This is a genomic window from Streptomyces sp. NPDC025618 (assembly GCF_055558795.1).
In genome coordinates, this window is sequence record NZ_JBVHLW010000014.1 from 114111 (window position 1) to 139620 (window position 25510).

The following is a 25510-nucleotide window of genomic DNA, read 5'->3' on the forward strand; positions in this document are numbered from 1 at the left end:
CACGAAGGAGGGAGAAATCCTCAGCCCGTCGCGTTCCTCAGTGCCGCCACCAGCGGCGGCGTCACCTGCTCGATCTGCCAGTTGCGCGCGCCGTGCGCCGCGAGGATCTCCGTGACCTTCTCCGCGGTCGGCTCCGACGGCGGCTCCCAGCACAGGCGGCGCACGGTGTCCGGGGCGATCAGGTTCTCCTGCGGCATGTTCAGCTCCTCCGCCAGCGCGGTGACCGCCGTGCGAGCGGCCGAGAGGCGGGCCGCGGCGGCGGGGTCCTTGTCCGCCCAGGCGCGGGGCGGCGGCGGGCCGGTCAGCGGCTGACCGGGCTGCGGCAGCTCGGCGTCGGGGATCGCGCGGGCGCGGTCGACCGCGGCCTGCCAGCCTTCGAGCTGCTTGCGGCTCATGCGGTGCCCGAAGCCGGGGAGCGCCGCCAGAGCGTGCGCGTTCGGCGGCAGGTTCAGGGCGGCCTCGATGATCGCGGCGTCGCCGAGCACCTTCCCCGGCGAGACGTCGCGCCGCTGCGCGATCAGGTCGCGCGCGGTCCACAGCTCGCGGACCACGGCCATCTGCCGGCGCCGCCGGACCTTGTGCATGCCGGAGGTGCGGCGCCACGGGTCCTTGCGCGGCGGCGCGGGCGGGGCGGCGGCGATGGCCGCGAACTCCTCGCGGGCCCACTCCAGCTTGCCCTGCCGGTTCAGCTCGGTCTCCAGGGCGTCGCGCAGGTCGACGAGCAGTTCCACGTCGAGCGCGGCGTAGCGAAGCCAGGGGTCGGGCAGCGGGCGAGTGGACCAGTCGACGGCGGAGTGACCCTTCTCCAGGGCGTAGCCGAGGACGTTCTCGACCATGGCGCCGAGGCCGACGCGCGCGAATCCGGCGAGCCGTCCCGCCAGCTCCGTGTCGAAGAGCCGCGACGGTGTCATCCCTATCTCGCGCAGACACGGCAGGTCCTGCGTGGCGGCGTGCAGCACCCACTCGGCGTCGCCGATGGCCGCGCCGAGCGTGGACAGGTCGGGGCAGCCGACGGGGTCGATCAGGGTGGAGCCCGCGCCTTCGCGGCGGAGCTGCACGAGGTAGGCGCGCTGGCCGTAGCGGTAGCCGGAGGCGCGCTCCGCGTCGACGGCGACGGGGCCGGTGCCCGCTGCGAACGCCGCGACGACGGCGGCCAGGGCATCGTTGTCAGCGACGACCGGCGGGATGCCTTCGCGTGGTTCCAGCAGGGGGATCGGCGCCGAATCGACGTCGTCCGGGGGAGCGCCCCCGGTGGTTCGCAGTGTCGTGTCTTCTGCGGTCTCTTGGGCGTCGGTCACCGGTCAAGGGTATCTGTGTATGGCAAGCGCCCGCCGACGGTACGTCCCCTCGGCGGGCGCGGTGCCGATTCCAGGGGCGCGCGGCGCCCGCCGGGAGCGGTCAGTGGATGATGCCGGTGCGCAGCGCGACGGCGACCATTCCGGCGCGGTCGCCGGTGCCGAGCTTGCGCGCGATGCGGGCGAGGTGGCTCTTGACGGTGAGCGCGGACAGGCCCATCGAGACGCCGATGGCCTTGTTGGACTGACCCTCCGCGACCAGCCGCAGCACCTCGACCTCCCGGCCGGAGAGCTCGCGGTAACCGCCGGGGTGGCCGGGGGCGCCGGGCGGGCGGCGGTGCATGCGGGCCGCGGCGGCGGAGCCGATGGGCGCGGCGCCGGGGCGGCCGGGCAGGCCCAGGTTGGTGCGGGTGCCGGTGACGACATAGCCCTTGACGCCTCCAGCGAGGGCGTTGCGCACGGCGCCGATGTCATCGGCGGCGGACAGGGCCAGGCCGTTGGGCCAGCCCGCGGCGCGGGTCTCGGACAGCAGGGTGAGCCCCGAGCCGTCGGGAAGGTGGACGTCGGCCACGCAGATGTCGCGCGGGTTGCCGACGCGGGGGCGCGCCTCCGCGATGGACGACGCCTCGATCACATCTCGCACGCCCAGCGCCCACAGGTGGCGGGTGACGGTGGAGCGGACGCGGGGGTCGGCGACGACGACCATGGCCGTCGGTTTGTTCGGGCGGTAGGCGAGGCTCGCAGGTTGCTCGAGGAGAACGGACACCAAGCCTCCAGGGGGGAGTGGCGGGGGGACGGTGCCGGCGTGGGGGGTGTGCCGGGGCGATCCGTATGGGAAGGGTCACAAGCCTCTTCGGCAGCGAAGCGTCCCGGCTTTAGGGAATGATCACGAATTGATGAGTAACAATTCGGGCAATTCGGACGGTTGGTCGATCAACGGCGCTGGTCAACGCGCCGGTCACCGACTCTGCGGATCCCGGCGCTGGGGAAGCGTCACCACCCCGGCCTCCGGGCCCCCGCCCGGCGGCAGCCCCGCGATCTGGCACAGCAGGTCGCACCAGGCGGCGAGGTGCGCCGCCGTGTCCGGCACGCCGCCGCCCGCCCCCGCGGCGGCCTGCCCCGCCGGGCCCGCGGGCGGCTCCGCGGGCGACCACGAGGCCCGGATCTCGATGCGGGTCGACGGCTCCCGCTCCCGCAGCCCTCCGAAGTAGTGCGAGCTCGCCCGGGTCACCGTCCCGCTCGGCGCCCCGTAGGGCACCCGCCGCGCCTCCAGCGCGCCCGTCAGCCACGACCAGCACACCTCCGGCAGCAGCGGGTCCGCCGCCATCTCCGGCTCCAGGTCGGCGTGCACCAGCGTGACCAGCCGGAACGTACCGCCCCACGCCTCGTGGCCCGCCGGGTCGTGCAGCAGGATCAGCCGGCCGTCCGCCAGCTCCTCGTCGTCGACGACGACCGCGGCCTCCAGTGCGTACGAGAAAGGGGCGAGCCGCTGGGGCGGCGGTGTCGCGTCCAGCTCGATCTCGGGCCGCAGGCGCACTCCTTGCAGTCCCGCGACCGCTTGCCGGAAGACGGACGGGGAGTCCTCCCCATCCGCGTCGTCCGGACCGTCCGAGAGGTGTCCCTGCGCCGCAGCCATGCCCGGAAGACTAGGCGGAAGGTGGCCCCGTTCCGGGTAGGACACCCACATGGGCGGGTCACTCGTTCGGCCCGTGCGAAGATTTGGGGCATGAGTGAGCGCAGGGAGCCCAGCCAGCCCGCCAGCCAGCAGCAGACCGGCCGCACCGCGGCGTACGACTCGGCGTTCCTGAGGGCGTGCCGACGCGAGCCGGTGCCGCACACACCGGTGTGGTTCATGCGTCAGGCGGGCCGCTCGCTGCCGGAGTACCGCAAGCTCCGCGAGGGCATCCCCATGCTGGACTCCTGCATGCGGCCCGACCTCGTCACCGAGATCACCCTCCAGCCCGTCCGGCGGCACGGCGTCGACGCCGCGATCTTCTTCAGCGACATCGTCGTCCCGCTGAAGGCCATCGGGATCGACCTGGACATCAAGCCCGGCGTCGGCCCCGTCGTCGCCGAGCCGATCCGCACCCGCGCCGACCTGGACCGGCTCCGCCCGCTCGACGCCTCTGACGTGCCGTACGTCACCGAGGCCATCGGCATGCTCACCGCCGAGCTCGGCGCCACCCCGCTCATCGGCTTCGCCGGGGCGCCCTTCACCCTGGCCAGCTATCTGGTCGAGGGCGGCCCCTCGCGCAACCACGAGCACACCAAGGCGCTCATGTACGGCGACCCCGAGCTGTGGGCCGACCTCCTGGACCGGCTCGCGGACATCACCGCCTCCTTCCTGAAGGTGCAGATCGCGGCCGGGGCCTCGGCCGTGCAGCTCTTCGACTCCTGGGTCGGCGCGCTCGCCCCCGCGGACTATCGCCGCTCCGTCATGCCCGCCTCCACCAAGGTCTTCGACGCCGTCGCCGGCCTCGGCGTGCCGCGCATCCACTTCGGTGTCGGCACGGGCGAGCTGCTCGGCCTCATGGGCGAGGCGGGCGCGGACGTCGTCGGCGTCGACTGGCGGATCCCGCTGGACGAGGCCGCCCGCCGTGCCGGCCCCGGCAAGGCGCTCCAGGGCAACCTGGACCCGGCCGTCCTCTTCGCCGGCCGCGAGGCGGTCGAGACGAAGACCCGCGAGGTCCTCCAGGCCGCGCGCGGCCTGGAAGGCCATGTCTTCAACCTGGGCCACGGCGTCCTCCCGACGACGGACCCGGACGCGCTGACCCGCCTCGTGGAGTTCGTCCACGAACAGACGGCGCGCTGACCGCTCCGCCGGACATTCCGCGAGGCGCCGCCGGTCGTCCGCGGCGCCGTCGCGGCCGGCCGCGCCCGCGCGGCGCAGCCGCACACCGGCTTCTGGCCGCGCCGCCGGACCGCGGTGGACTTCCCCCGGCCCGCTGGGCGGCACCGTACGGGCCGGGGCCGTACCGCCCCGGCCGGGCGGGCTACGCCCCCGCCTCCCGGACCGCGGCGGCCGCCTTGCGCGCCGCGACCAGCACCGGGTCCCACACCGGCGAGAACGGCGGCGCGTAGCCCAGGTCCAGCGCCGTCATCTGATCCACCGTCATCCGGGCGGTCAGGGCCACCGCCGCCACGTCCACCCGCTTCGCGGCGCCCTCCCGGCCCACGATCTGCGTGCCGAGCAGCCGCCCCGTGCCGCGCTCGGCCAGCATCTTCACGCGCATGGGCCGGGCCCCCGGGTAGTAGCCGGCGCGGCTCGTCGACTCGATCGTCGCCGTCACGAAGCGCAGGCCCACCGCCCGCGCCCCGGCCTCCAGCAGGCCCGTGCGGGCGATCTCCAGGTCGCACACCTTGCTGACGGCCGTGCCCACCACCCCGGGGAACGTGGCGTAGCCGCCGCCGATGTTGGTGCCGATGACCTGCCCGTGCTTGTTCGCGTGGGTGCCCAGCGCGATGTGCCGGGTGCGGCCGGAGACCAGGTCGAGCACCTCCACACAGTCGCCGCCCGCCCAGACGTTGCCGTGGCCCCGCACCCGCATCGCCAGGTCCGTCAGCAGCCCGCCGGACTCCCCGAGCGGCAGCCCGGCCGCCTCGGCCAGCGACGTCTCGGGGCGTACTCCCAGGCCGAGCACCACCACGTCCGCCGGGTACTCCTTCGCCGCCGTCGCGACCGCGGCCACCCGGCCGTCCGGGCCGGTGACGATGCCGGTGACCTCGGCCTCCGTCACCACCTCGATGCCCATCCCGCACATCGCCTCGTGCACCAGCGCGCCCATGTCCGGGTCGAGCGTGGCCATCGGCTGCGCGGACCGGTCGACGACGGTCACCCCGAAGCCGCGGCGCACGAGCGCCTCCGCCATCTCCACGCCGATGTACCCCGCGCCGATGACCACGGCCCGGCGGCCCTCCGCCCGGGTGAGCCCGTCGATCAGGGCGCCGCCGTCGTCCAGGGTCTGTACCCCGTACACCCCGGGGGCGTCGATCCCCTCCAGGCGCGGCCGCACCGGCCGGGCGCCCGTCGCCACGACGAGGTGGTCGAAGTGGTGCCAGCGGTCCGTGCCGCCCTCCAGGTCGCGGGCCCGCACGCGCTGCCGCGCCACGTCGATCTCGGTCACCTCGGTGCGCGTCCGCAGGTCGATGCCGCGCTCGCGGTGCTCCTCGGCCGTACGCGCGATCAGCGCGTCCGGGCCGTCGACCTCACCGCCCGCCCAGTAGGGGATGCCGCAGGCGGAGTAGGAGGTGAAGTGACCGCGCTCGAAGGCGGTGATCTCCAGCGAGCCGGCCTCCCGGTGCCGCCGGGCCCGGGAGGCGGCGGACATCCCCGCGGCGTCGCCCCCGATGACCACCATGCGCTCTGATGCGACCACGATTGTCCCCTCTCGCCGTGCCGGACGCGGCTGCGCCGATGTGCCCTCAACCGCCGGACGGGCCCGCTTCTTCCGCGGGGCCGGCGCTCGCGAACGTCAGGAAGACCGTCTCCCGCTCGCCGCTCAGGCGCACGTCGAAGCGGTACCCCCGGCGTGTCGCCGGATCCCTCGCCGCGAGGAGCGTCGCCCGGCGCTCGGCGGGCAGGCCCAGGAGCAGCCCGTCGTCCGGCGGGAAGGTGAGGTAGACCCGGGTGAACAGAGCGCGGCTCACGCCGGGCGCGAAGACGCACAGGGAGAGGAAGGGCGCGCCGCCGGGCCGCAGCGTCCGCAGGACGTAACGGCCGTCCGCGCGGGTGGGCACCCGGGCGAAGCCGGTGAAGGTGACGCCGTCGCGGTCCAGGCTGCCGGGCGCGCCCCTGAGCGAGCCGTCCGGGGCCGCCTGCCAGAACTCCAGCAGCGCGTTCGGCACGGGCGCGCCCTCGCCGTCGTGGACGTACCCGTGCACGGTGACGGTGTCCGGGTGCCCGGCGGGGGCGAGTTCACCACCGCCCGGCACCGGCAGCGCGTCGCCGAAGAAGGGGCCGATGGTCTGCGAGGGCGTGAGGGGGAGCGACATTCACCGGCTCCCTTCGGCCGGGGTGGCGGCCGGCCCGTCCAGGACGATGTCCCAGCGGTAGCCGAGCGACCACTCGGGCACGTTGAGGGCGGGGTCGTAGGCGGCGATCAGACGGGCTCTCGCCGCGGGATCGCCGACGGCGCGCCAGATCGCGTCGTGCGGCGTCAGCGGGTCGCCGGGGAAGTACATCTGCGTCACGAGGCGCTGGGTGAACGCCGTGCCGAAGAGGGAGAAGTGCACGTGCGGCGGGCGCCAGGCGTTGGTGTGGAGGTTCCAGGGATAGGCGCCGGGGCGCACGGTGGTGAAGTGGTAGCGGCCGTCGTCGTCGGTGAGGCAGCGGCCCGCGCCGGTGAAGTTCGGGTCGAGGGGCGCGGCGTGCTGATCGGTGCGGTGGGCGTAGCGGCCCGCCGCGTTCGCCTGCCACACCTCCACCAACTGGCCGCGCACCGGACGGCCGTCGCGGTCCAGGACCCGGCCGGAGAGGGTGATGCGCTCGCCGAGCGGCTCGCCGCGGTGCCGCCGGGTCAGGTCGTGATCCAGCGGGCCGACATCGGCCCGCCCGAAGACGGGGCCGGTCAGCTCGACGGCGCCGGGCGCGACGACGGGCACGGGAGGCAGGGCGGGCTGCCGTGCCGGCATGCCCCGGTAGGGGACGGAGTCGCCCGCGGGCGCGCCGTTCGCGCGGTCCACGGCGGGGAGGGCGGATATGCGACGGCTCAGCTGTTCCTGGAGGGGTTCCGATGCCATGGGCGACCCCTACCCCGGCGCCCCCACGGGTCATCCCCGGCCGCCCGGCGCGGGCCGTCGGTGCGTGATTCCCGGCCAGGGCCCGGCTCAGCGTTCGAGGACCAGCGCCTGCCCCTGCCCCACCCCGATGCACAGCGCCGCCAGCCCCACGCCCGTACCCGCCGCGGCCAGCTGATGCGCGACCGACCCCACCAGCCGGGCCCCCGAGCACCCCAGAGGATGGCCGATCGCGATCGCCCCGCCGCGCGGGTTGACCACCTCCGGATCGAGCTCCGGCCACTCGGCGAAGCAGCCCAGCACCTGTGCCGCGTACGCCTCGTTCAGCTCGAAGTGCGTGACGTCGGCGAACGTGCGGCCGGCCTTGGCCAGGACGCGCCGCACCGCCTCGACCGGACCGAGGCCGTACAGATCCGGCTCGATGCCGGTGACGGCGGAGGCCCGCACCCGCGCCAGCGGCTCCCGGCCCGTCGCCCGCAGCCCCTCCTCGTCGCACAGCAGCAGCGCGGCCGCGCCGTCGTTCAGCGGCGAGGAGTTGCCCGCGGTGACCGTGCCGTTCTCCTTGCGGAACGCCGGCTTGAGGCGGGCGAGGGCCTCGGCGGAGGTGTTGTCCCGGATGGTCTCGTCGCGCGGCAGCACGACCTCCGGCAGCGGCACGACCTCGGCGTCGTACGCGCCCTCCTTCCACGCCCGCGCCGCCTTCCGGTGGCTGGCGAGCGCGAAGGCGTCCTGCCGCTCCCGGCTGATGCCGTGCTTGTCGGCGATCAGCTCGGCGCCCTCGCCCAGCGGCGTCGTCCACCGCCGAGGCATGGCCGGATTGGTCATCCGCCAGCCCAGCGTCGTGGAGAACATCTCCTGGTGGGCCGCGGGAAAGGCCCGTTCGGGCTTCGGCAGGACGTAGGGGGCCCGGCTCATCGACTCGACGCCGCCCGCGACCACCACCGACGCGTCCCCGAGCGCGATCGCGCGGTACGCGTGCACCACCGCCTCGAGGCCGGAGGCGCACAGCCGGTTGACCGTCACGCCGGGCACCGAGACCGGCAGCCCGGCCAGCAGCACCGCCATGCGGGCCACGTCGCGGTTCTCCTCACCGGCGCCGTTGGCGTTGCCGAGCACCACGTCGTCGATACGGGCCGGGTCCAGGCCGGGCGACCGGCCGGCCACGGCCCCGACGACGTGCGCCGCGAGGTCGTCGGGGCGCACGGCCGACAGCGCGCCGCCGTACTTGCCCACCGGGGTGCGCACGGCGTCCACGACGAACACATCCCGGACCCGGTCGTTCATGCCTGCTCCTCGGCGCTCCCAGGGGCGTTCGCCCAGTGAACTTTCGTTCATAATCGAACCCATGCCGAGTCTCGGGCCGCCGCCACCCGCTGTCAACGGCCTCGAACCGATCACCACCGCTCCCGGCGCGGGCCCGCTGGTGCGCGGGCTCGCGGTGCTGCGTGCCCTCGCCGGGCACGAGGCCACGGCCCGGGTGCGCCCGGCCGACATCGCCCGCGCGACCGGCCTCTCCCGCTCCGTCGTCGACCGCGTCCTCGCCACGCTCGGGCACCTCGGCCACGTACGGTCCGACGGCCGTGACGTCGGCCTCGCCGTGGGGCTGATGGAGCTCGGCAACGCCTATCTGACGGCGAGCGGTGTCCCCGCCGCGCTCGGCCCGCACATCGAGCGGCTGGCCGCCGAGCTGGACGAGCCCGTCTCGGTGGGCGTGGCCGACGCGGGGGACGTCCGTGTGGTCGCCCACCACGGACGGCGGCGGGCCGTCTCCCTCACCCTCCGGGTCGGCGACCTCCTCCCCGGCGACCGCTGCGCGGCCGGTGCCCTCCTCGCCCGGCCGGACCCGGCCGACTGGGCCGTGGACGACCAGGGCACCGAACCCGGCCTGGTCGCCGTGGCCGTGCCCGTCCGCGCCCCCTCCGGTCACCCGGCCTGTGCCGTCACCGTCACCAGCCACACCAGCAGGCACTCCGCGCACTCGCTGGAGGAAGCGGCCCTGCCCCGACTGCGGGCCGCGCTCCCCGCGCTGGAGGCGGCCCTCGCGGCGCCGCCCGGCCCCCGGCTCCCGGCCGCGCCCGCCGAGGACCCCTCGCCCGCCGCCAAGCGCGAACTCGGCAGCGCCTACCTCCAGTCGCTCGCGCGCGGCCTCGCCGTCCTGCGGGCGTTCGGCACCGTGAGCGACGCGCCCCACCGGGGCGCCACCCTCGCCGAGCTCGCCCGCGCCACCGGGCTCCCGCGCGCCACCGCCCGCCGCGCGCTCCTCACCCTCACCGCGCTCGGCTACGTCGCCGCGGAAGACGGCCGCTTTTGGCCGCTCCCGCGCGTCCTGGCACTCGGCCACGCGCCGCTCACCGCGCTCACGTTCACCGAACTCGTCCACCCCCACCTGCGCGAACTCGTCGAGCGCGTCGGCGAGTCGGCGTCCATGGCGGTGCTCGACGGGGACGACATCCGCTACGTCGCCCGTCTCCCCACCGTGCGCATCATGAGCGTCGACATCACCATCGGCACGCGCTTCCCCGCACACGCCACCTCCATGGGCCGGGTGCTGCTCGCCGGATCGGGACGGGACGGGACGGGCGCGGCGGCACGGCCTCTGACCCCCTACACCGTGACGTCCCCCGCCGAGCTCGCCGGAATCCTCGCCGAGGTGGCGCGCGAGGGATACGCGCTCGTCGACCAGGAGCTGGAGGAGGGGCTGCGCTCGATCGCCGTACCGGTCGAGGACGCCCACGGCCGCGTCGTCGCCGCGCTCAACGTCGCCACCCACGCCTCCCGTGGCACCGCCGACGGCCTCCGCCGCGACGTCCTGCCCGCCCTGCGCGAGGCCGCGGCCCGCATCGGGGCGGACCTGCGCACGGCCACCGTCCACCGCGCGCTCCCCATCGGCTGACCGGGCACCCGGCGCCGCAGGGGCGTTTGAGAGAGTGGGGGCATGAGCGACATTCCCAGGCAGCGCCCCGGTCGTCACGTGGTGGTCATCGGCGGCGGGATCTCCGGGCTGGCGGCGGCCCACCGGCTGGTGACGGGCGGCGCGCGGGTCACGCTGCTGGAGGCGTCCGGGCGGCTCGGCGGCAAGCTCCACGCCGGTGAGATCGCCGGGGTCCCGGTGGACCTGGGCGCCGAGTCGATGCTGGCCCGGCGGCCGGAGGCGGTCGAACTGGCCCGCGCGGTCGGCCTCGCGGAGCGCCTCCAGCCCCCGGCCACCGCCACCGCCGGCATCTGGACGCGCGGCAGCCTGCGGCCGATGCCCAAGGGCCACATGATGGGCGTGCCCGGCGACCTCGCCCCGCTCGCCGCCTCCGGGGTCCTCTCCGAGGAGGGCCTCGCCCGGGTGGCCCGCGACACCGAACTGCCGCCCACCGAGGTCGGCGAGGACGTCGCCATCGGCGCGTACATCGCGGACCGCATGGGCCGCGAGGTCGTCGACCGGCTGGTGGAGCCGCTGCTCGGCGGCGTCTACGCGGGCGACCCGTACCGCATCTCGATGCGCGCCGCCGTGCCGCAGCTCTTCGAACTCGCCCGCACTCACCGGTCGTTGACCGACGGCGTGCGCGAGGCCCAGCGGCGGGCCGCCGCGCGGCAGCGGACCGGGCCGGTCTTCATGGGCATCGACGGCGGCATCGGGCGGCTGCCGCTCGCGGTCGCCGACGCGGTGCGCGCGGCGGGCGGCGAGATCCGCACGGACGCCCCCGTGACCGCGATCGGCCGCGGCGCCGACGGCTGGTGGGTCGCCCTGGGCGCCGGGCGGCTGACGGCCGACGCGGTCGTCGTCGCCACCCCGGCGGGCGCCGCGGCCCGCCTCCTGGACGGCACGGCGGGCGCCGCGGCGGCGGAGCTCGCGACCGTGGAGTACGCCTCGATGGCCCTGGTCACCATGGCCTTCCGCCGCTCCGACACCGCCGGACTGCCCCAGGGCAGCGGCTTCCTCGTGCCGCCGGTCGACGGCCGGAAGATCAAGGCGTCCACCTTCGCGAGCAACAAGTGGGGCTGGATCGCGGACGCCGGCCCGGACACCTTTGTGCTGCGCACCTCGATCGGGCGGTTCGGGGACGAGGCCGACCTGGAGCGCGAGGACGCCGAGCTGGTCGCGATGTCGCTGAAGGACCTCGGTGACGCGGTCGGCCTGGCGGCGGCCCCGCTGGAGACCCGCGTCGACCGGTGGACCGGCGGCCTGCCGCAGTACCCCGTCGGGCACCTCGGCCGCGTCGCCCGGATCCGTGATCACGTGGGCGCCGTGCCGGGCCTGCGGGTGTGCGGCGCCGCCTACGACGGGGTCGGCATCCCGGCCTGCGTGTCCAGCGCGCACCGGGCCGCCGACGAGATCCTGGCGGCCCTGACCCCCCTGGTCCCGGGCGCCGGAAGCGGCGAGTGACAATAGGGACATGACTGACGCCCCTGAGAAGATCCAGAACGCCGGCAAGAAGGCGAAGGACCTCAACGAGGTCATCCGCTACACCCTCTGGTCCGTGTTCAAGCTCCGCGACGTCCTGCCCCAGGACCGCTCCGGCTACGCCGACGAGGTGGAGGAGCTGTTCGCGCAGCTCGCCGAGAAGGACGTCACCGTGCGTGGCACGTACGACCTCTCGGGCCTGCGGGCCGACGCCGACGTGATGATCTGGTGGCACTCCGAGACCTCGGACGCCCTCCAGGACGCGTACAACCGCTTCCGCCGCACGAAGTTCGGCCGCACCCTGGAGCCGGTGTGGTCGAACATGGCGCTGCACCGCCCGGCGGAGTTCAACAAGTCGCACATCCCGGCGTTCCTCGCCGACGAGACGCCGCGCGACTACGTCAGCGTCTACCCCTTCGTCCGCAGCTACGACTGGTACCTGCTGCCCGACGAGGACCGCCGCCGCATGCTCGCGGACCACGGCAAGATGGCGCGCGGCTACCCCGACGTCCGGGCCAACACGGTGGCGTCCTTCTCGCTGGGCGACTACGAGTGGATCCTCGCCTTCGAGGCGAACGACCTCTACCGCATCGTCGACCTCATGCGCCACCTGCGCGCCTCCGAGGCCCGCATGCACGTCCGCGAAGAGGTCCCGTTCTACACGGGCCGCCGCAAGGCGGTCGCGGAGCTCGTCGCCGGCCTGGCGTAACGCGGGCCGGGCGGGCCTCGCGGCCCGCCCGGTTCCCCGGCCTAGCCGGCCAGGCCGGGCGCCGTCTTCGCGCCCGTCGTCGCCGCCGGCTCCTGGCGGGGTCCGCAGGAGGCGTGCCGGCCCGGCACCTGGCCGGTGAGCAGGTAGCGCTCCACGTGCCGGTTGACGCACGCGTTCGGCCCGTACGCGATCCCGTGCGTGCCCGCGCCCCGCTCGGTCACCAGGGACGAGCCCGGCAGCCTCCGGTGCAGCTCCACCGCGCCCTCGTACGGCGTCGCGGCGTCCCGCTCGGCGGCCAGCAGCAGCGTCGGCGGCAGCGCGCGCGGCGCCGCCCCGACGTCGATGGGGCGCTGCCGGTGCGCGGTCCAGAAGGCGCACGGCAGGTTCATCCAGGCGTTCTGCCAGGTCTCGAACGGCGCCCGGCGGGCGAGCCGGGTGTTGTCCCGGTCCCACACCGACCAGGAGCGCGGCCAGGCCGCGTCGTTGCACTCGACGGCGGTGTAGACGGCGTTGGAGTTCTCGCTCGCCCGCGCGGCCGCCGGGTCGGGCGTCGCGAGGGTGCGCAACGCCCGGTCGTCACCGCGCAGATACGCCGACAGCGCGTCCGCGCTCCGGGCCCAGTGGCTGTCGCTGTAGCCGACCTGGAGGAAGGCCGAGTGCAGCTCGCCGGGGCCGACCTTGCCGCCGGCGGCCCGCCGGGCGAGCCGCTGCCGGGCCCGCTCGTAGGCCGCGGCCACCTGCTGCGGCGTGCGCCCCAGGTGATAGACCGCGTCGTGCTTGGCCACCCAGCGGCGCCAGTCGCCCCAGCGCCGCTCGAAGGCGGCGGACTGGGTGAGGTTGCTGTCGTACCAGATCTTGCTCCGGGTGGGGTCGACCACGCTGTCGAAGACCATCCGGCGCGCGTGACCGGGGAAGAGCGTGGCGTAGAGCGCGCCGAAGTACGTGCCGTACGACGCCCCCATGTAGTTGAGCTTCTTCTCGCCGAGCGCCGCGCGCAGGACGTCCAGGTCACGGGCGTTGTTGAGGCTGTTGTAGTACGGCAGGTCCTGCCCGGCCCGGCGGGCGCAGCCCCGCGCGTACGCCCTGGCCTCGGCGATCCGCTGTCGTTTGAACGCGGCCGTGGGGTGCTCCTCGGCCGGGCTGGGAGCCTTGGTGAAGCTCGCCGGGTCGGCGCAGGACAGCGGTGCCGAGCGGGCGACGCCGCGGGGCGCGTAGCCCACGAAGTCGTAGGCCCTGGCCGTGCTCTGCCACTGCTTGACGGCGGTGAGCAGCGGGAAGAACATGCCGGACCCGCCCGGCCCGCCGGGGTTGTAGAGGAGCGCGCCCTGGTGCTGGGAGCGGGTGCCCAGCGAGCGGGCGCGGCTGACGGTGATGCCGATGTGCTTGCCGCCGGGCCGGGCGTAGTCCAGGGGGACGGAGACGATGCCGCACTGCACGGGCGCGGGCAGCTGCTCGGAGGCGGGGCAGGCGCCGAAGCGGATGCCCTTCGCGGCGGCCTGCCGGGCGGCGAGCTCCACCCCGCGGGCCTCGGCGCGGCCGCCCGGCGGCCACGCCTCGCCGGGGCCGTGGGCCGGCGCGGGGGCCGCGGTGAGCGCGGTGAGGACCAGGGATCCGAGGGCTCCGTACAAGGCTGCTGATCTCACTGGCCATCCCTTCGCGGTGCTAATCCGACAAAAGGGATAATTGATTCGGTGGTGGGTGAAGTACAGCACCCACGCCCGGTGTCGGGCGCATTGGGCACGATGGGCTCAGCGGCGGCCGCCGTCCCGACGGCCCGTCAGTAACGGTGGTCGCGCAGGGTTTCGGCGAGGGCGGAGCGCAGCTCGGGGTCGGTGAGCGTCTTGCGGCCCTTGATGGCGAGCGCGGTGAGCAGGCCCGTGTCGTCGCCCGCGGCACCGGCCGCCGCGCGGGAGGGGAGCAGCCTCCGGCGGGGCAGCCCGCCGGAGAGGTGGCCCAGCAGCTCCTGCCCCGCGGGCGAGGCCCAGCTCGTATAGGGGTGGATCTCGATCCGGGCGATCGCGAGGCAGGCGCCCGTGAGCAGCAGCGGGAGCGAGAACCAGGCCGCCACCTGCCCCTGGTCCGCCCCCGGCGCGGCCAGCAGCACCGCCGTCGCGCCGGTCACCAGGATCAGCAGGCAGGCCCCGCGGACCTGCCGCACCGCCGCGGACATGTGCGTACGGGCCGGGGCGGGCACCGCGAGCCCGGCGGCGGTCAGCCGGTCGGCCAGCGCCCGCACGGCGTCGGCGGCGGCGTGCGCGACGCGCACCTCGGGCACCGGCGACTGGCCCTCCGGCCCTATGGCGGTGATCACCGAGCGCTCCAGCTCGTCACGGCCCACCGGGTCGACGACCGTCGCCCAGCCGGTGCGGGCCAGCAGCAGCCGGCGCTGCCGGCCCATCGTGACCAGCGCGAGGTCGGTGACCCGGCCCGGGCCGCCGGCGAGGAACGCCGCCTCGTAGAGCGTCAGCGTCCGCGGCCGGACGCCGCCCGGGGCGGGCTCCGGGGCCTGCCCGGCGGCGGCCGCGGCCAGACAGAGGCGGCCGCAGGTGAGGAAGGCGGCGGCCCAGGCGACGAGCAGGAGGAGGACCCACATACAGGATGTGTACTCGACCGTCCCGTGATCCCGCCATCGGTCGGACCGGCATCCGGACGGCTGTTCCGCCCGGATGCGGCCCACATCGCCGCCGGAACGCTCAGCCGCAGCGGCGGCCGGAGTTGATGCAGCGCACGGCCGTCGCCATGAGGCCGCGCGGCATCACGTTCTCGAAGTCGGCGTGGTCGGTGACCGGTTTGCGCAGCTCCTCGGGGAAGCTGTCGACCGCGAACACCGGGCCCGGCGGCACGCTGTAGGTCAGCGTCATCCGCAGCTGCGGCACGGGCGTGCGGCCGCGCGGGCAGCGGCCCGTCGCGGCGTCCGGGAAGCCGATGTGCGAGCGGTGGCCGGCGCTGTCGGTGTTCCTGCCGTCCCAGCAGCTGGGGAAGTCCAGCACCCGCATGACCCGGCTGCCGGACGGGCACAGCGGATACCGGTCCGTGAAGGCGCGGTCGGTGAAGCCCGTGCACGTCCACCGCGCGCGGGCGTTCGCCGTCCCGTTCGTGAGGGCCTTCGCGTCGCCGGTGATCACCCGCAGCGCGTCGGGCATCGCGGTGACGCGGGCGGCCGGATTGCCGCGGAAGGTGAGCGCGACGCTGTCGGCGGTGAGGACGCGCCCGGGGTTGGCCCGGTCGGCCGCCCCGCGCCCCTCGGCGCGCCGGGAAAGGACGCGCAGGACGGGCCAGAAGTACGCCGACTTGTCGCCCTGCGAGCACGTGGTGCCCGCCGCGCGCAGCGAGTCGTCGGTGGAGAAGGCGTCGGTCGAGCGGTTGCCGACGTAGTCGTGCAGGTGGTGGGCGCCGTTGGTGACGCCCGGCGTGACGATGAAGTTGTCGGGGTTGCGGTGGCCGTTCTCGTTGCGCCCGCAGCGGGTGGTGAAGGAGCCGGTGGAGGCGTCCGGCCCGCTCCGCGGGTCGCGGGGGCCGGGCCGCGCGGCGCGGATGTCGGCGAAGTCCGCGGCGGCCGGGCCCGCGTGGGCGTGGCCGCCGTCGGGTGACGCCGCGCCGGACGAGGGGTCGGGGTGGGCGGAGGCGCTGCCCGTGACGGCGACGAAGGTGCCGGCCGAGCCGAGCAGCGCGAGTAACGCGATGAGGACGAGGTGCTTGGCGCCGAGCCGGCGCCGGTGACGTACGGGCATGGGAACTCATTTCTCCGAGGGCTGGGGGGATGAGGGGGTCGCGGGGGTCGGGGAGATCGCGGAGGGCATGGTGGTGCCGGGGGAGGGCTCGGACCGGGTGGCGGCCGGCGGGAGCGGGAAGGCGCTCGGCGCGCGGATGCCCGACGGGACCGCGGTCGGCGGGGGCGGCTGCCGGAGCTTCGTGCCGGCCGCGATGCCGTCGAAGTCGACCAGGCCCGTGTCCTCCAGCACCTTCATGTGGTCGAGGACCGTGGTGTTCGCGTCGTCGGCGAGCTCCCGCACCGCCGCGTTGCGGGTGGTGGCCCGCACCTGGGCGACGACCGTGAAGACCGTGCCGTGCGCGAGCCGCAGGATGTTGGTGAACTCCCGGTCGTAACGGCCGCCCCGCGCCGCCGCGAGCCGGGTCAGCCACTGCCGCTGCTGGGCGCTGGGCTGGCTCGGCAGCTCCAGGCCCAGCCGGGCCGCGACGTCGCGGACGTGCCGGTCGAGCGCGGTGTGGCCCTCGACGAGATGCTCGCCCGCCCGCCGCACGGCGTCCGTGGTGCCACGCTCCTCGGCCTGCTGCCCGGCGGGCAGCTCCCACAGCCCGGCCTGCCGGACGCGGTCGACGAAGTCGCGGTCGAGCGCGGACAGTGGCCCGTACGGCGTGGCCACGGACCCCGCGGTGAGGTCGACGGCCCCGGTGCCGGTGCGGTCGCGGTAGGACCAGAGCGGGAAGAGCAGCGCGGCGAGGGTCGCCGTGAGCGCGGTGACGACCAGGCCGGTGCCGGTGAACGATCGCATGATGCCTCCTCGTGCGGCACCGCACCGTAGGCCCTGCGCGCTGATCGGCACGGGACTTCCGCGAACCCGGCCGCCGGGGGCCGCCCCCGAACCGGGGCCTGGCCTGGACCTTCACCCGCTTCCCGGGATCCGGGCCGCACATGTGGTCTGCGTCACTGCGGGGGCAAGGCCGCCCGTGGCGGGTGGGGCCGTTGGTACGTTGACCTGTTCCGCGCCCTGCTCGCCCGCGGCCCCGGGCACTGGTGAGGCCCCGCGATCGGGGGGATGTCGCGGGGCCTCACCGCTTCAAACGGACGGCCGATCGGGTTGGTTCCCCCGCATCTGCGGCAATATGGCGGGTGGGGGGTGGTGGTCGTGCGTGAGCGGCCGGACGGGAAGACGAGCGCCAACGGGAAGGCATACGACCCGGAGCGGTTGTTCCTGCCCCCGGACGACGACCTCGCCCCCAACCGGCCCGGCGAGACGCTCCGCGCCCGGCTCGACGCCTCCGGCACCGGCCGCGTGGCCCTGGCGCTCGCCCGCTGCCTCGGCCGGCGCCCGGCCGAGGACGGCTGGCGGCGCGCGCTCGCGGCCGAACAGACCGTGGGCACGGCCCTGGACGAGCTGACGGCGGGCGGCTGGGACGTGGTCCACTCGATCGTCCTGCCCGGCGACGCCGTCATAGCGCACCTCCTCATCGGCCCCGGCGGGGTCTTCGGCGTCGCCTCCAAGGCCGCGTCCAAGGCCCGCGTCCGGGTGGGCGAGACCTCGGTCCGCAGCTCCCGCGAACGCCACCCGCTCCCGTACGTCCGCGAGATCCGGCACGACTGCGCGCGGGCCTCGCTCGTCCTGACCAAGGGCTGCGGCTTCCTCGTCCAGGTGCGGCCGGTCCTGGTGTTCGTGGGAGCCGAGCGCGTGGAGGTGGACCCGTCGCTGGAGGACGTCCTGGTGCTGGAGGCCCCGGCGGCGGCCACGCTCGGCGCCGGCGGCGGGGCGCTGCACCCCCGCCGCGCCGACCGCGTCCACACGGTGGCCCGCAACCGCCGCGTCTGGCTGTGGGCGTGAGAGTCACCGCCCGGGTGAATCCTCGGCCTCTTTCGGGGCGCGCGGTGCGGTGACCCGCCGCGGGCGGGCGCCCCGGTGCCAGCATGGCCAGGACGTGCGCGCTCGAACCGTCCGCCTGCCATAGGGAGCCGTCGCAGTGCCAGAACCGGGCCCTGACCACCCTCGAACGCCCGAGGGCCGCGGCGGCGGTGGGGCGGGGGCGACGCTGCGGCGGGTGAGACGGGGTGACGCGGGCCTGCCGCTTCCCGTGACCGGGCACGGCGCTGACGCGGGAGCGATGTCGCCCCCCGGGCAACCGGCGACGAGATCCGCCGGCTGCGCCGAATGCCTGCCGTCTCTTGTGGCCGGGCGTCCGGCCGCCGGGTGCGCCGCTGGTGTGGGGGAGGCGCCGTCAGAGGTGGACGCCGCCGGGTGCGATGCGAGCCCGCGGGCTCTCGTGGCCGGGTGTCCGGTCGTCGGGCCCGCGCCTGGCTCCGGTAGCGGGCGCGCCGCCGATGTGGGGGAGACGCCGTCGGCGACGACAACTGCCGGACGCGACACAGGCTCGCCGCCTCCCGCAGCCGGATGCGGCGTTGATGCGGGAGCGATGTCGACCGGCGTGAGACCGGCGACGGGTGCCGCCGGGTGCGATGCCAGCCCGCCCCTCCCAGCCTCCGGGAGCCCGGCTCTCAAGTCCGCGCCCAGCCGCGGGAGTTGCCCGGCCATCACCCCCGCCCCCGGCGTCCCGTCGCGGAATTCGCGGAAGCGGCGTCTGACCGGCCTGGTCTTCGCCGCCGTCGCCGTGCTCGCCGTCGCCGCGCCGTCGGCCGCCCGCCCGGTGCGGCCCCCCGTCCTCATCGAGATCTCGCCCGGCGCCTGCGGCACCGCCTGGCCCCGTCCCCGCCCCGGCGACCAGACCTTCGTCCTGCACAACATCTCCGGCGCCGCGACCGAGGCCCGCCTCGTGGACCGTACCGGCGCCGTCCACGCCGAGGCCGAGGACCTCGCTCCCGGTACGCACCGGGCGTTGCGCGCCCGGCTCGGGCCCGGTGCGTACGCCTTCGTCTGCCTGCCCGACGACGCGGACGCCGTCACCGGCCCCACCGTGCGGATCGCCGGGCCCGCGCGGGGGAGCGGCGGCGGGCCCGCGGCCGTCCCCGTCACGAGCGAGGACCTGATCCCGGCCGCCCAGGACTACCAGCGGTGGGTGAGCGAGCGGATGGCCGGGCTCGTGACCGCCACGGACGCCCTGCGGGCCGCCGTCGAGCGCGGCGACCGGGCCGCCGCCCGCGCGGCCTGGCTGCCGGCCCACCTCGACTACGCGCGGCTGGGCGGCGCGTACGGCGCCTTCGGCGACGCGGGCCGCGCGGTCGACCGCACCGCCGCCGGACTCCCGGGCGGCGTGCGCGACCCGGAGTTCACCGGCTTCCACCGCGTCGAGCACGGCCTGTGGCACGGCGAGCGCGGCCCCGCCCTGCGCCGCGCCGCGCGCCGCCTCGCCACCGACGTCCGCGCGCTGCGCGACACCTGGGACCGGACGCGCATGGACCCCGCCGAACTCGGCCTGCGCGCCCACGAGATCCTGGAGGACACCCTGGAGCACGAGCTGACCGGCCGCACCGACCACGGCAGCGGCACGAACCTCGCCACCGCACGCGCCGGCCTCGACGGCACCCGCGCCGTCCTCGACCGCCTCCGGCCGCTCCTGCGCGGCCGCCACCCCGGTCTCGCCGGTCTGGACCGGCACCTGGCCCGCGCCGCCGCCCTGCTGGACCGCCAGGGACCCCGTCCCGGCCACCCCCGCTGGACCCCGCTCGCCCGGCTCTCCCGCGCCGACCGCGAGCGCGTCGACGCCGCCGTCGCCGACCTCGTGGAACGCCTGGCCCCCGTCGCGACCCTCTGCGAACCCCGGAGGGCACCATGATGTGGCCACCGCGGCCACCGCGGCGCGGCCTCCTGCGGGGAGCCGCCCTGGGGCTCGGCGGGGCGATGGCCGGGAGCGTGCTCGAACGGGGCGGCGGCCCGAGGCGGTTCCCGGCCGGTGCCGCCGCCGGTGCCGCGCCCCCCGAGCCGTACGCCGGCTTCCACGGCACCCACCAGGCGGCCGTGCTCACCCCGCCCGCCCGGAGCACCGCCTTCGTCGCCTTCGACGTCACCGCCGAAGGCCGGGGCGAGCTCACCGACCTGCTGCGTACGCTCACCGCGCGCGCCCGCTTCCTGACGGCCGGCGGCACCCCGCCCCCGGTCGGCATCACCGGCCCGCCCTCCGACTCCGGGCTCCTCGGCCCGAGCGTGCCCGCCGACGGCGGGCTCCGGGTGACCGTGGCCGTCGGCTCCTCGCTCTTCGACGACCGCTTCGGGCTGTCCGGCAGCGCACCGCGCCGGCTGCGGGCCATGCCGGCGTTCCCGGACGACGACCTCGACCCCGCCTGGTGCCACGGCGACCTCAGCGTCCAGCTCTGCGCCGACAGCACCGACACCGTCCTGCACGCCCTGCGGGACCTGACCCGGCACACGCGCGGCGCCCTCCAGATTCGCTGGCGGACCGACGGCTTCACCGCCCCGCCCCGCCCCTCCGGCACCCCCCGCAACCTCTTCGGCTTCAAGGACGGCACCGCCAGCCCCGACCCCCGCGACACCCGCCTGATGGACCGGCTCGTGTGGACCGGCGCGCACAGTGGCGAGCCCCGCTGGGCGACCGGCGGCAGCTATCAGGTGGTGCGCCTGATCCGGATGCTGGTCGAGTTCTGGGACCGCGTCTCCCTCACCGAGCAGCAGCGGATCCTCGGCCGCGACCGCGACACCGGCGCCCCGCTGGACGGCGACCGGGAGTCGGACGCGCCGCGCTACGCCCTCGATCCCAAGGGCGACGTGATCCCGCTGGACAGCCACATCCGGCTGGCCGGCCCGCGCACCCCCGAGGCGGAGCCCCGGCGCATCCTGCGCCGCTCCTACAACTACGACCGGGGGACGGACCGCAACGGCAACCTCGACATGGGGCTGCTCTTCTGCTGCTACCAGCAGGACCCGGAGCGGCAGTTCGCCGCCGTGCAGCGGAGCCTGGCGGGCGAGCCGCTGACCGACTACGTCACCCCGTTCGGCGGCGGCTATTTCTTCGCGCTGCCCGGGGTGCGCGACGGCGCGGACTTCTACGGCCGCGCCTTGATGGACGAGAGTGGGACCGCACATGCTCCGTAACGCCCATGACGGCACAGTCACCCGCTGCCCCGGCCTCGTCGCCGCGCTCGGCGCCGCCGCGCTGGCCATGGCACCGGCCACCCCCTCGCGGGCGGCGGACACCGCCTCGCCCGTCGAGCACCTGGTGGTCGTCTTCGACGAGAACGTCTCCTTCGACCACTACTTCGCCACCTACCCCAAGGCGGCCAACACCGACGGCACCCGCTTCACCCCCGCCGGTGACACACCCCGCGTGGACAACCTGCGCACCGCGGGCCTGCTCGCGAAGAACCCCAACCAGTACCCCCCGAAGCGGCTCGGCCCGCGGCAGGCGATGACCTGCGACCAGAACCACTCCTACAGCCCCGAGCAGTACGCGGCCGCCGCCGGAAGGGCCGACCGCTACGTCCAGGACACCGACTCCGGCAAGTGCTCGGGCAAGCTCTACGGCGAGCCCGGCCTCGTCATGGACTACTACGACGGCAACACCGTCACCGCGCTGTGGAACTACGCCCAGCACTTCAGCATGAGCGACCGCTCCTTCGGTACCACCTACGGCCCGTCCACGCCCGGCGCGATCAACCTCGTCTCCGGCCAGACCCATGGGGTGGTCTCGATGGACCCCGCGTCCGGCACCGAGCACCCGCGGCGCACGCCGAAGCCCGACCCGTACGCCGTGGCCTCGCCCGGCGCCGACGGCGTCGGCACGCTCATCAACGACCCGGACCCGGCGTACGACGACTGCTCGGGCAACGACCACACCGGCCGCGGCGCCCTGGCCGCCCTCCAGGGGCCCAACATCGGCGACCGGCTCGGCGAGGAGGGCGTGTCCTGGGGCTGGTTCCAGGGCGGCTTCCGGCCGAGCACCGCCTGGGACGGCCGCCGCGGCCACTACGCGAAGTGCTCCGGCAGCACCCACACCAACGCCGGCGGCGCGCGGGTCGTCGACTACAGCCCGCACCACGAGCCGTTCCAGTACTACGCGTCGACGGCGAACCCGCACCACCTGCCGCCGCGCTCCGTCGCCGAGATCGGCCACGACGGGCCGGCCAACCATCAGTACGACCTGGCCGACTTCGACGCCGCCCTGCGCGCCGGACGGCTGCCCGCGGTGAGCTTCCTGAAGGCCCCGGCCTACCAGGACGGCCACGCCGGATACTCCGGCCCCCTCGACGAGCAGCACTTCCTGGTGGAGTGGATCAACAAGATCCAGAGCGCGCCGGAGTGGCGGAACACCGCCGTGGTGATCGCCTACGACGACTCCGACGGCTGGTACGACCACGCCTACGCCAAGCCCCTGAACGGCTCCCTCGACCGTGGCAAGGGCCCCAGGGGGCGCGCCGTCGACGGTCCGGCCTGCCGGAAGGGGCCCGCCCCCGCCGGGGGCTTCGCCGACCGCTGCGGGCCTGGCCCCCGGCAGCCGCTGCTGGTGATCTCGCCGTACAGCAAGGTCAACACCGTCGACCACACGCCGACCGAGCAGACCTCGGTGCTGAGGTTCGTGGAGTGGAACTGGCACACCGCCCCCATCGGCGGCGCGTCCTTCGACAGCCGGGCCGGGTCGCTGCTCAACCTCTTCGACTTCGCGCACCCGCACGAGCGGCGGGTGCTGCTCGACAAGGACGGCTCGGTGCGCACGGAGGACGCGGCGATGACGCCGGTGACGGCGGCGGGGGAGCCGGGCCCGCAGGCCGCCGCCGCGCCGGCCGAGCCGGCGCCGGGATCAGGGGCGCCGATCGGCGTGGTGCTGGGGGCGGCCGTCGCCGCCGCGGGCGTGACGGGGGTCCTGCTGCGCCGGCGCAGGCGCGGCTGAGGGGTCAGCGCACGGCGGGGAAGGAGCTCGTGAAGAGCGAGCGCAGCAGCGCCTCGTCGGAGGGCGGCAGCTCCGCCACGAAGCGCGTCAGCACGGCCTCGCGGTCGGCGAGGCCGTCCAGGACCCTGCGCATGCGCCGCGCCGCGAGCCCGGCCTCGTCGGCCACCGGGGCATAGGCGTAGGCCCGCCCCCGCGGCGTGCGCGAGAGCACCTCCTTGCCGTGCAGCCGGGACAGGATCGTCACCACCGTGCTGTACGTCAGCTCACCGGCCAGCCGGCTCTGGACCTCGCGGGGGGTCAGCGGCCCCTCGGCGCGCTGCAACGCGGCGAGCACCTCGCCCTCCAGCGCTCCGTTCGCGCGGCGGCGGCCGCGGTGCACCACGGAGGTCGGTGTGGCTGTTTCCATGCGGGTGGCGTTTCCTTCTGCTGTTCCCGGACCGGGGGGGGGGGGGGGGGGGGGGGGGGGGGGGGGGGGGGGGGGGGGGGGGGGGGGGGGGGGGGGGGGGGGGGGGGGGGGGGGGGGGGGAGCACCCCTCCCCCCCCCCCCCCCCCCCCCCCCCCTCCCTCCCCCCCCCCCCCCCCCCCCCCCCCCCCCCCCCCCCCCGGCCCAAGATCCACTGCTTTTACAAGGGTGTAGAAACGTTACGGTACCCGAACAGGTCGCCTGTTTCGGAATCCACGGACATCCTTCGTGCCTCCGGCGCCCGACAGGTCGTAGGGTCAAGCGGTGTTCGAACGACGAAAAGGGGCGCACGCCCGGAACCACGCCGCCCCGTCCCGCCGGAGGCGCGCCGCCCCCCGCAAGCGCAGGCTGCGTCCGGCCTACCCGCGCCCGGGGCGGCAGGGCTTCCGGCGCTGGGTGCCGTCGTGGCGCCAGAGCCTGGGGCTCCTCCTCTCCGCCGGAGGGCTGCTCACCGCTCTCGTGGCGATCATGTACATCCGCACCGACATACCCGCCGACCTCAACGCCTTCGCCACCCAGCAGGACAACGTCTACTACTGGGCCGACGGCACCGAGATGGCCCGCACCGGCGAGGTCAACCGGCAGGACACCGATCTGCGGAAGATCCCCGAGCAGGTGCGGTGGGCCGCGCTCGCGGCGGAGAACGAGACCTTCTACTCCGACAGCGGCATCTCCGTGAGCGGGATGACGCGCGCGGTCTCCAAGATGGTGACGGGCGGCAGCACCCAGGGCGGATCCACGATCACCCAGCAGTACGTCAAGAACGCCTATCTCAACCAGCGGCAGACCTTCTCCCGCAAGCTCACCGAGATGTTCATCGCCATCAAGCTGGACAACAGGATGTCCAAGGACGACATCCTGGAGGGCTACCTCAACACCAGCTGGTTCGGCCGCGGCACCTACGGCATCCAGCGGGCCGCGCACGCCTACTACGGCAAGGACGTCTCCCAGCTCAACGCGAGCGAGGGGGCCTTCCTCGCCTCGCTGCTCAAGGGCGCCGGGCTCTACGACCCGTCGCTGGGCGCCAAGAACCACGCGCGCGCCGTCGACCGCTGGAAGTGGATCCTCGACCGGATGGTCACCATCGGCAAGCTCTCCAAGGAGGAGCGGGCCCGCTACACCACCTTCCCCGAGCCGCAGGCCCCGCCGAAGCCCGTCGGGCTGACCGGGCAGACCGGCTATCTCGTGGAGACGGCGCGGGCGTACGTCAGCGCCCATACCGAGGTCAGCGACCACGACTTCGACCTCGGCGGCTACCAGATCCGCACCACCTTCGAGAAGCCGAAGGTGGACGCGCTCGACAAGGCCGTCCAGCAGGTGACGGGCAAGCTCGACCCGGAGAAGCGGGACGCCGACAAAGACGTGCGCATCGGCGCGGCCTCGGTCACCACCGACGGGCGCGTCGTGGCCCTGCACGGCGGCCCGGGCTATCTCCAGCAGGGGTTCAACGACGCCAACTCCTCCGTCGTCCCCGCGGGCACCGCCTTCACGCCCTTCGTCTACGCGGCCGCGCTCGGCGACGGCATCCAGCGCGAACGCGGCAAGCCCCGCACCCCGGTCTCCCCCTCCACCGTCTACGACGGCGACAACCAGGTGAGCCTCATGACCCCGGAAGGCCCCTACTGGGACCGCTCCGGAAAGATCGTCAAGAGCACGAACGACGGGGGCAGGTCATGGGGGAAGATCAGCCTGCGGGACGCCGTCGCCCAGTCCGTCAACGCCCCGATGATGCAGCTGGGCATGGACGTGGGCCTGGACCGCGTCGGCAGCACCGCGGTGCGGACCGGCCTGCTCGCCGACAGCCTCGGCACCAAGGTGCCCGCCTTCTCGCTGGGCAACACCACGCCCAGCGCCATCCGGATGGCAGGCGCGTACGGCACGTTCGCCGCCGGGGGCATGCACAGCGAGCCCTACTCCGTGGACAAGCTGAGCCGCAACGGCAACCCCGTGACCGTGGAGAAGCCGACGGCCGAGCGGGTGCTGCCGCAGCGCGTCGCGGCGGCCGTGGACGACGCGCTGCACGACGCCGTCAGCAAGGGCAGCGCGAGCGCGGCCGGGGCGGTCGCCCCCGGCTCGGCGGGCAAGACCGGCACGGAGGCGGCGAACAAGTCGGCCTGGTACGTCGGTTACCAGGGCAAGCTCTCGACCGCCGTCTCGCTCTGCCGCATCGACCCGAAGACGCAGGAGCTGCTCCCGCTGGACGGGCTCGGCGGCGCCGCGAAGTCCGCGGTCGGCAGCACCTACCCGATCGACATCTGGTCGGCGTACACCAAGGCGCAGAAGGGCTGAGACACGGTGCGGGGGGGGGGGGGGGGGGGGGGGGGGGGGGGGGGGGGGGGGGGGGGGGGGGGGGGGGGGGCGGACGCCAGCGCCCTGTGTTGCGGGGT

Annotated in this window: 21 protein-coding genes; 9 read left to right on the forward strand and 12 right to left on the reverse strand. The window is 75.3% G+C overall.

Translation table 11 applies throughout. The features are described from left to right. Nucleotides 1-20 precede the first annotated feature (20 nt). From ACZ4A5_RS15295 to ACZ4A5_RS15305, 3 genes are all read right to left on the reverse strand, one after another. A complete protein-coding gene (locus tag ACZ4A5_RS15295) occupies nt 21-1298 on the reverse strand; it encodes an HRDC domain-containing protein (RefSeq protein ID WP_467582905.1) in 1278 nt (425 codons plus the stop codon). 100 nt (nt 1299-1398) lie between these two features. Further along, nucleotides 1399-2061, reverse strand: coding sequence for a response regulator transcription factor (locus ACZ4A5_RS15300; protein ID WP_116214433.1), 663 nt, complete (start codon nt 2059-2061; stop codon nt 1399-1401). Between the two features lie 192 nt (nt 2062-2253). Then, nucleotides 2254-2931 (reverse strand): DUF3000 domain-containing protein, encoded by a 678-nt coding sequence (locus ACZ4A5_RS15305; RefSeq protein ID WP_398870815.1) that lies wholly within the window; start codon nt 2929-2931, stop codon nt 2254-2256. Nucleotides 2932-3021: 90 nt separating this feature from the next. Here ACZ4A5_RS15305 and hemE point away from each other — a divergent pair, with 90 nt between their 5' ends. After that, entirely contained in the window at nt 3022-4107 is a 1086-nt protein-coding gene (gene hemE, locus ACZ4A5_RS15310) for a uroporphyrinogen decarboxylase (RefSeq protein WP_467582908.1), read from the forward strand. A gap of 181 nt (nt 4108-4288) precedes the next feature. Here hemE and ACZ4A5_RS15315 read toward each other — a convergent pair whose 3' ends face one another. From ACZ4A5_RS15315 to ACZ4A5_RS15330, 4 genes are all read right to left on the reverse strand, one after another. Beyond that, nucleotides 4289-5653, reverse strand: a complete 1365-nt coding sequence (locus ACZ4A5_RS15315) for an FAD-dependent oxidoreductase (protein WP_467582961.1) — start codon at nt 5651-5653, stop codon at nt 4289-4291. A 64-nt stretch (nt 5654-5717) separates the two neighbouring features. Further along, the gene (locus ACZ4A5_RS15320; protein WP_467582911.1) at nt 5718-6287 is read right to left on the reverse strand and encodes a dioxygenase family protein; all 570 of its coding nucleotides are present in this window, start codon (nt 6285-6287) and stop codon (nt 5718-5720) included. Next, the gene (pcaH, locus tag ACZ4A5_RS15325) at nt 6288-6926 is read right to left on the reverse strand and encodes a protocatechuate 3,4-dioxygenase subunit beta (protein WP_467582964.1); all 639 of its coding nucleotides are present in this window, start codon (nt 6924-6926) and stop codon (nt 6288-6290) included. A gap of 195 nt (nt 6927-7121) precedes the next feature. After that, nucleotides 7122-8315, reverse strand: a complete 1194-nt coding sequence (locus ACZ4A5_RS15330) for a thiolase family protein (protein ID WP_467582914.1) — start codon at nt 8313-8315, stop codon at nt 7122-7124. A 61-nt stretch (nt 8316-8376) separates the two neighbouring features. On the opposite strand from ACZ4A5_RS15330, the gene ACZ4A5_RS15335 reads away from it, so the two are divergent. From ACZ4A5_RS15335 to hemQ, 3 genes are read left to right on the forward strand one after another with little or no spacing between them, the layout of a single operon-like run. After that, on the forward strand, nt 8377-9924 hold the full coding sequence (locus ACZ4A5_RS15335; protein ID WP_467582917.1) for an IclR family transcriptional regulator domain-containing protein: 1548 nt from the start codon (nt 8377-8379) through the stop codon (nt 9922-9924). Nucleotides 9925-9966: 42 nt separating this feature from the next. Then, nucleotides 9967-11406 (forward strand): protoporphyrinogen oxidase, encoded by a 1440-nt coding sequence (gene hemG / locus ACZ4A5_RS15340; protein WP_467582920.1) that lies wholly within the window; start codon nt 9967-9969, stop codon nt 11404-11406. Between the two features lie 10 nt (nt 11407-11416). Beyond that, nucleotides 11417-12133, forward strand: coding sequence for a hydrogen peroxide-dependent heme synthase (gene hemQ, locus ACZ4A5_RS15345; RefSeq protein ID WP_361530452.1), 717 nt, complete (start codon nt 11417-11419; stop codon nt 12131-12133). 41 nt (nt 12134-12174) lie between these two features. On the opposite strand, the gene ACZ4A5_RS15350 is transcribed toward hemQ, so the two are convergent. The 4 genes from ACZ4A5_RS15350 to ACZ4A5_RS15365 form a co-directional block, all read right to left on the reverse strand. After that, nucleotides 12175-13776, reverse strand: coding sequence for an alpha/beta hydrolase (locus tag ACZ4A5_RS15350; protein WP_467582924.1), 1602 nt, complete (start codon nt 13774-13776; stop codon nt 12175-12177). Between the two features lie 134 nt (nt 13777-13910). Next, complete coding sequence (locus ACZ4A5_RS15355) at nt 13911-14726, reverse strand: TIGR04222 domain-containing membrane protein (protein WP_467582927.1); 816 nt, start codon at nt 14724-14726, stop codon at nt 13911-13913. Nucleotides 14727-14826: 100 nt separating this feature from the next. Continuing rightward, on the reverse strand, nt 14827-15864 hold the full coding sequence (locus ACZ4A5_RS15360) for a DUF1996 domain-containing protein (RefSeq protein ID WP_467582930.1): 1038 nt from the start codon (nt 15862-15864) through the stop codon (nt 14827-14829). 6 nt (nt 15865-15870) lie between these two features. Next, the gene (locus tag ACZ4A5_RS15365; protein WP_467582933.1) at nt 15871-16647 is read right to left on the reverse strand and encodes a DUF4142 domain-containing protein; all 777 of its coding nucleotides are present in this window, start codon (nt 16645-16647) and stop codon (nt 15871-15873) included. 354 nt (nt 16648-17001) lie between these two features. Here ACZ4A5_RS15365 and ACZ4A5_RS15370 point away from each other — a divergent pair, with 354 nt between their 5' ends. From ACZ4A5_RS15370 to ACZ4A5_RS15385, 4 genes are all read left to right on the forward strand, one after another. Beyond that, a complete protein-coding gene (locus tag ACZ4A5_RS15370; protein ID WP_467582936.1) occupies nt 17002-17691 on the forward strand; it encodes a nuclease-related domain-containing protein in 690 nt (229 codons plus the stop codon). Between the two features lie 586 nt (nt 17692-18277). Further along, nucleotides 18278-19594 carry an imelysin family protein gene (locus ACZ4A5_RS15375; RefSeq protein WP_467582939.1) on the forward strand — a complete coding sequence of 439 codons (1317 nt, stop codon included), beginning with the start codon at nt 18278-18280 and terminating at the stop codon, nt 19592-19594. Further along, the gene (gene efeB, locus ACZ4A5_RS15380) at nt 19591-20868 is read left to right on the forward strand and encodes an iron uptake transporter deferrochelatase/peroxidase subunit (RefSeq protein ID WP_467582942.1); all 1278 of its coding nucleotides are present in this window, start codon (nt 19591-19593) and stop codon (nt 20866-20868) included. The genes ACZ4A5_RS15375 and efeB overlap by 4 nt, the downstream gene beginning before the upstream one ends. Beyond that, nucleotides 20858-22660 (forward strand): phospholipase C, encoded by a 1803-nt coding sequence (locus ACZ4A5_RS15385; protein WP_467582944.1) that lies wholly within the window; start codon nt 20858-20860, stop codon nt 22658-22660. The genes efeB and ACZ4A5_RS15385 overlap by 11 nt, the downstream gene beginning before the upstream one ends. Nucleotides 22661-22664: 4 nt before the next feature. Here ACZ4A5_RS15385 and ACZ4A5_RS15390 read toward each other — a convergent pair whose 3' ends face one another. Further along, nucleotides 22665-23066 carry a BlaI/MecI/CopY family transcriptional regulator gene (locus ACZ4A5_RS15390; RefSeq protein WP_361531525.1) on the reverse strand — a complete coding sequence of 134 codons (402 nt, stop codon included), beginning with the start codon at nt 23064-23066 and terminating at the stop codon, nt 22665-22667. Nucleotides 23067-23387: 321 nt separating this feature from the next. Between ACZ4A5_RS15390 and ACZ4A5_RS15395 the strand changes: the two genes are divergently transcribed. Further along, on the forward strand, nt 23388-25412 hold the full coding sequence (locus ACZ4A5_RS15395; protein WP_467582948.1) for a transglycosylase domain-containing protein: 2025 nt from the start codon (nt 23388-23390) through the stop codon (nt 25410-25412). The last annotated feature ends 98 nt before the right edge of the window (nt 25413-25510 follow it).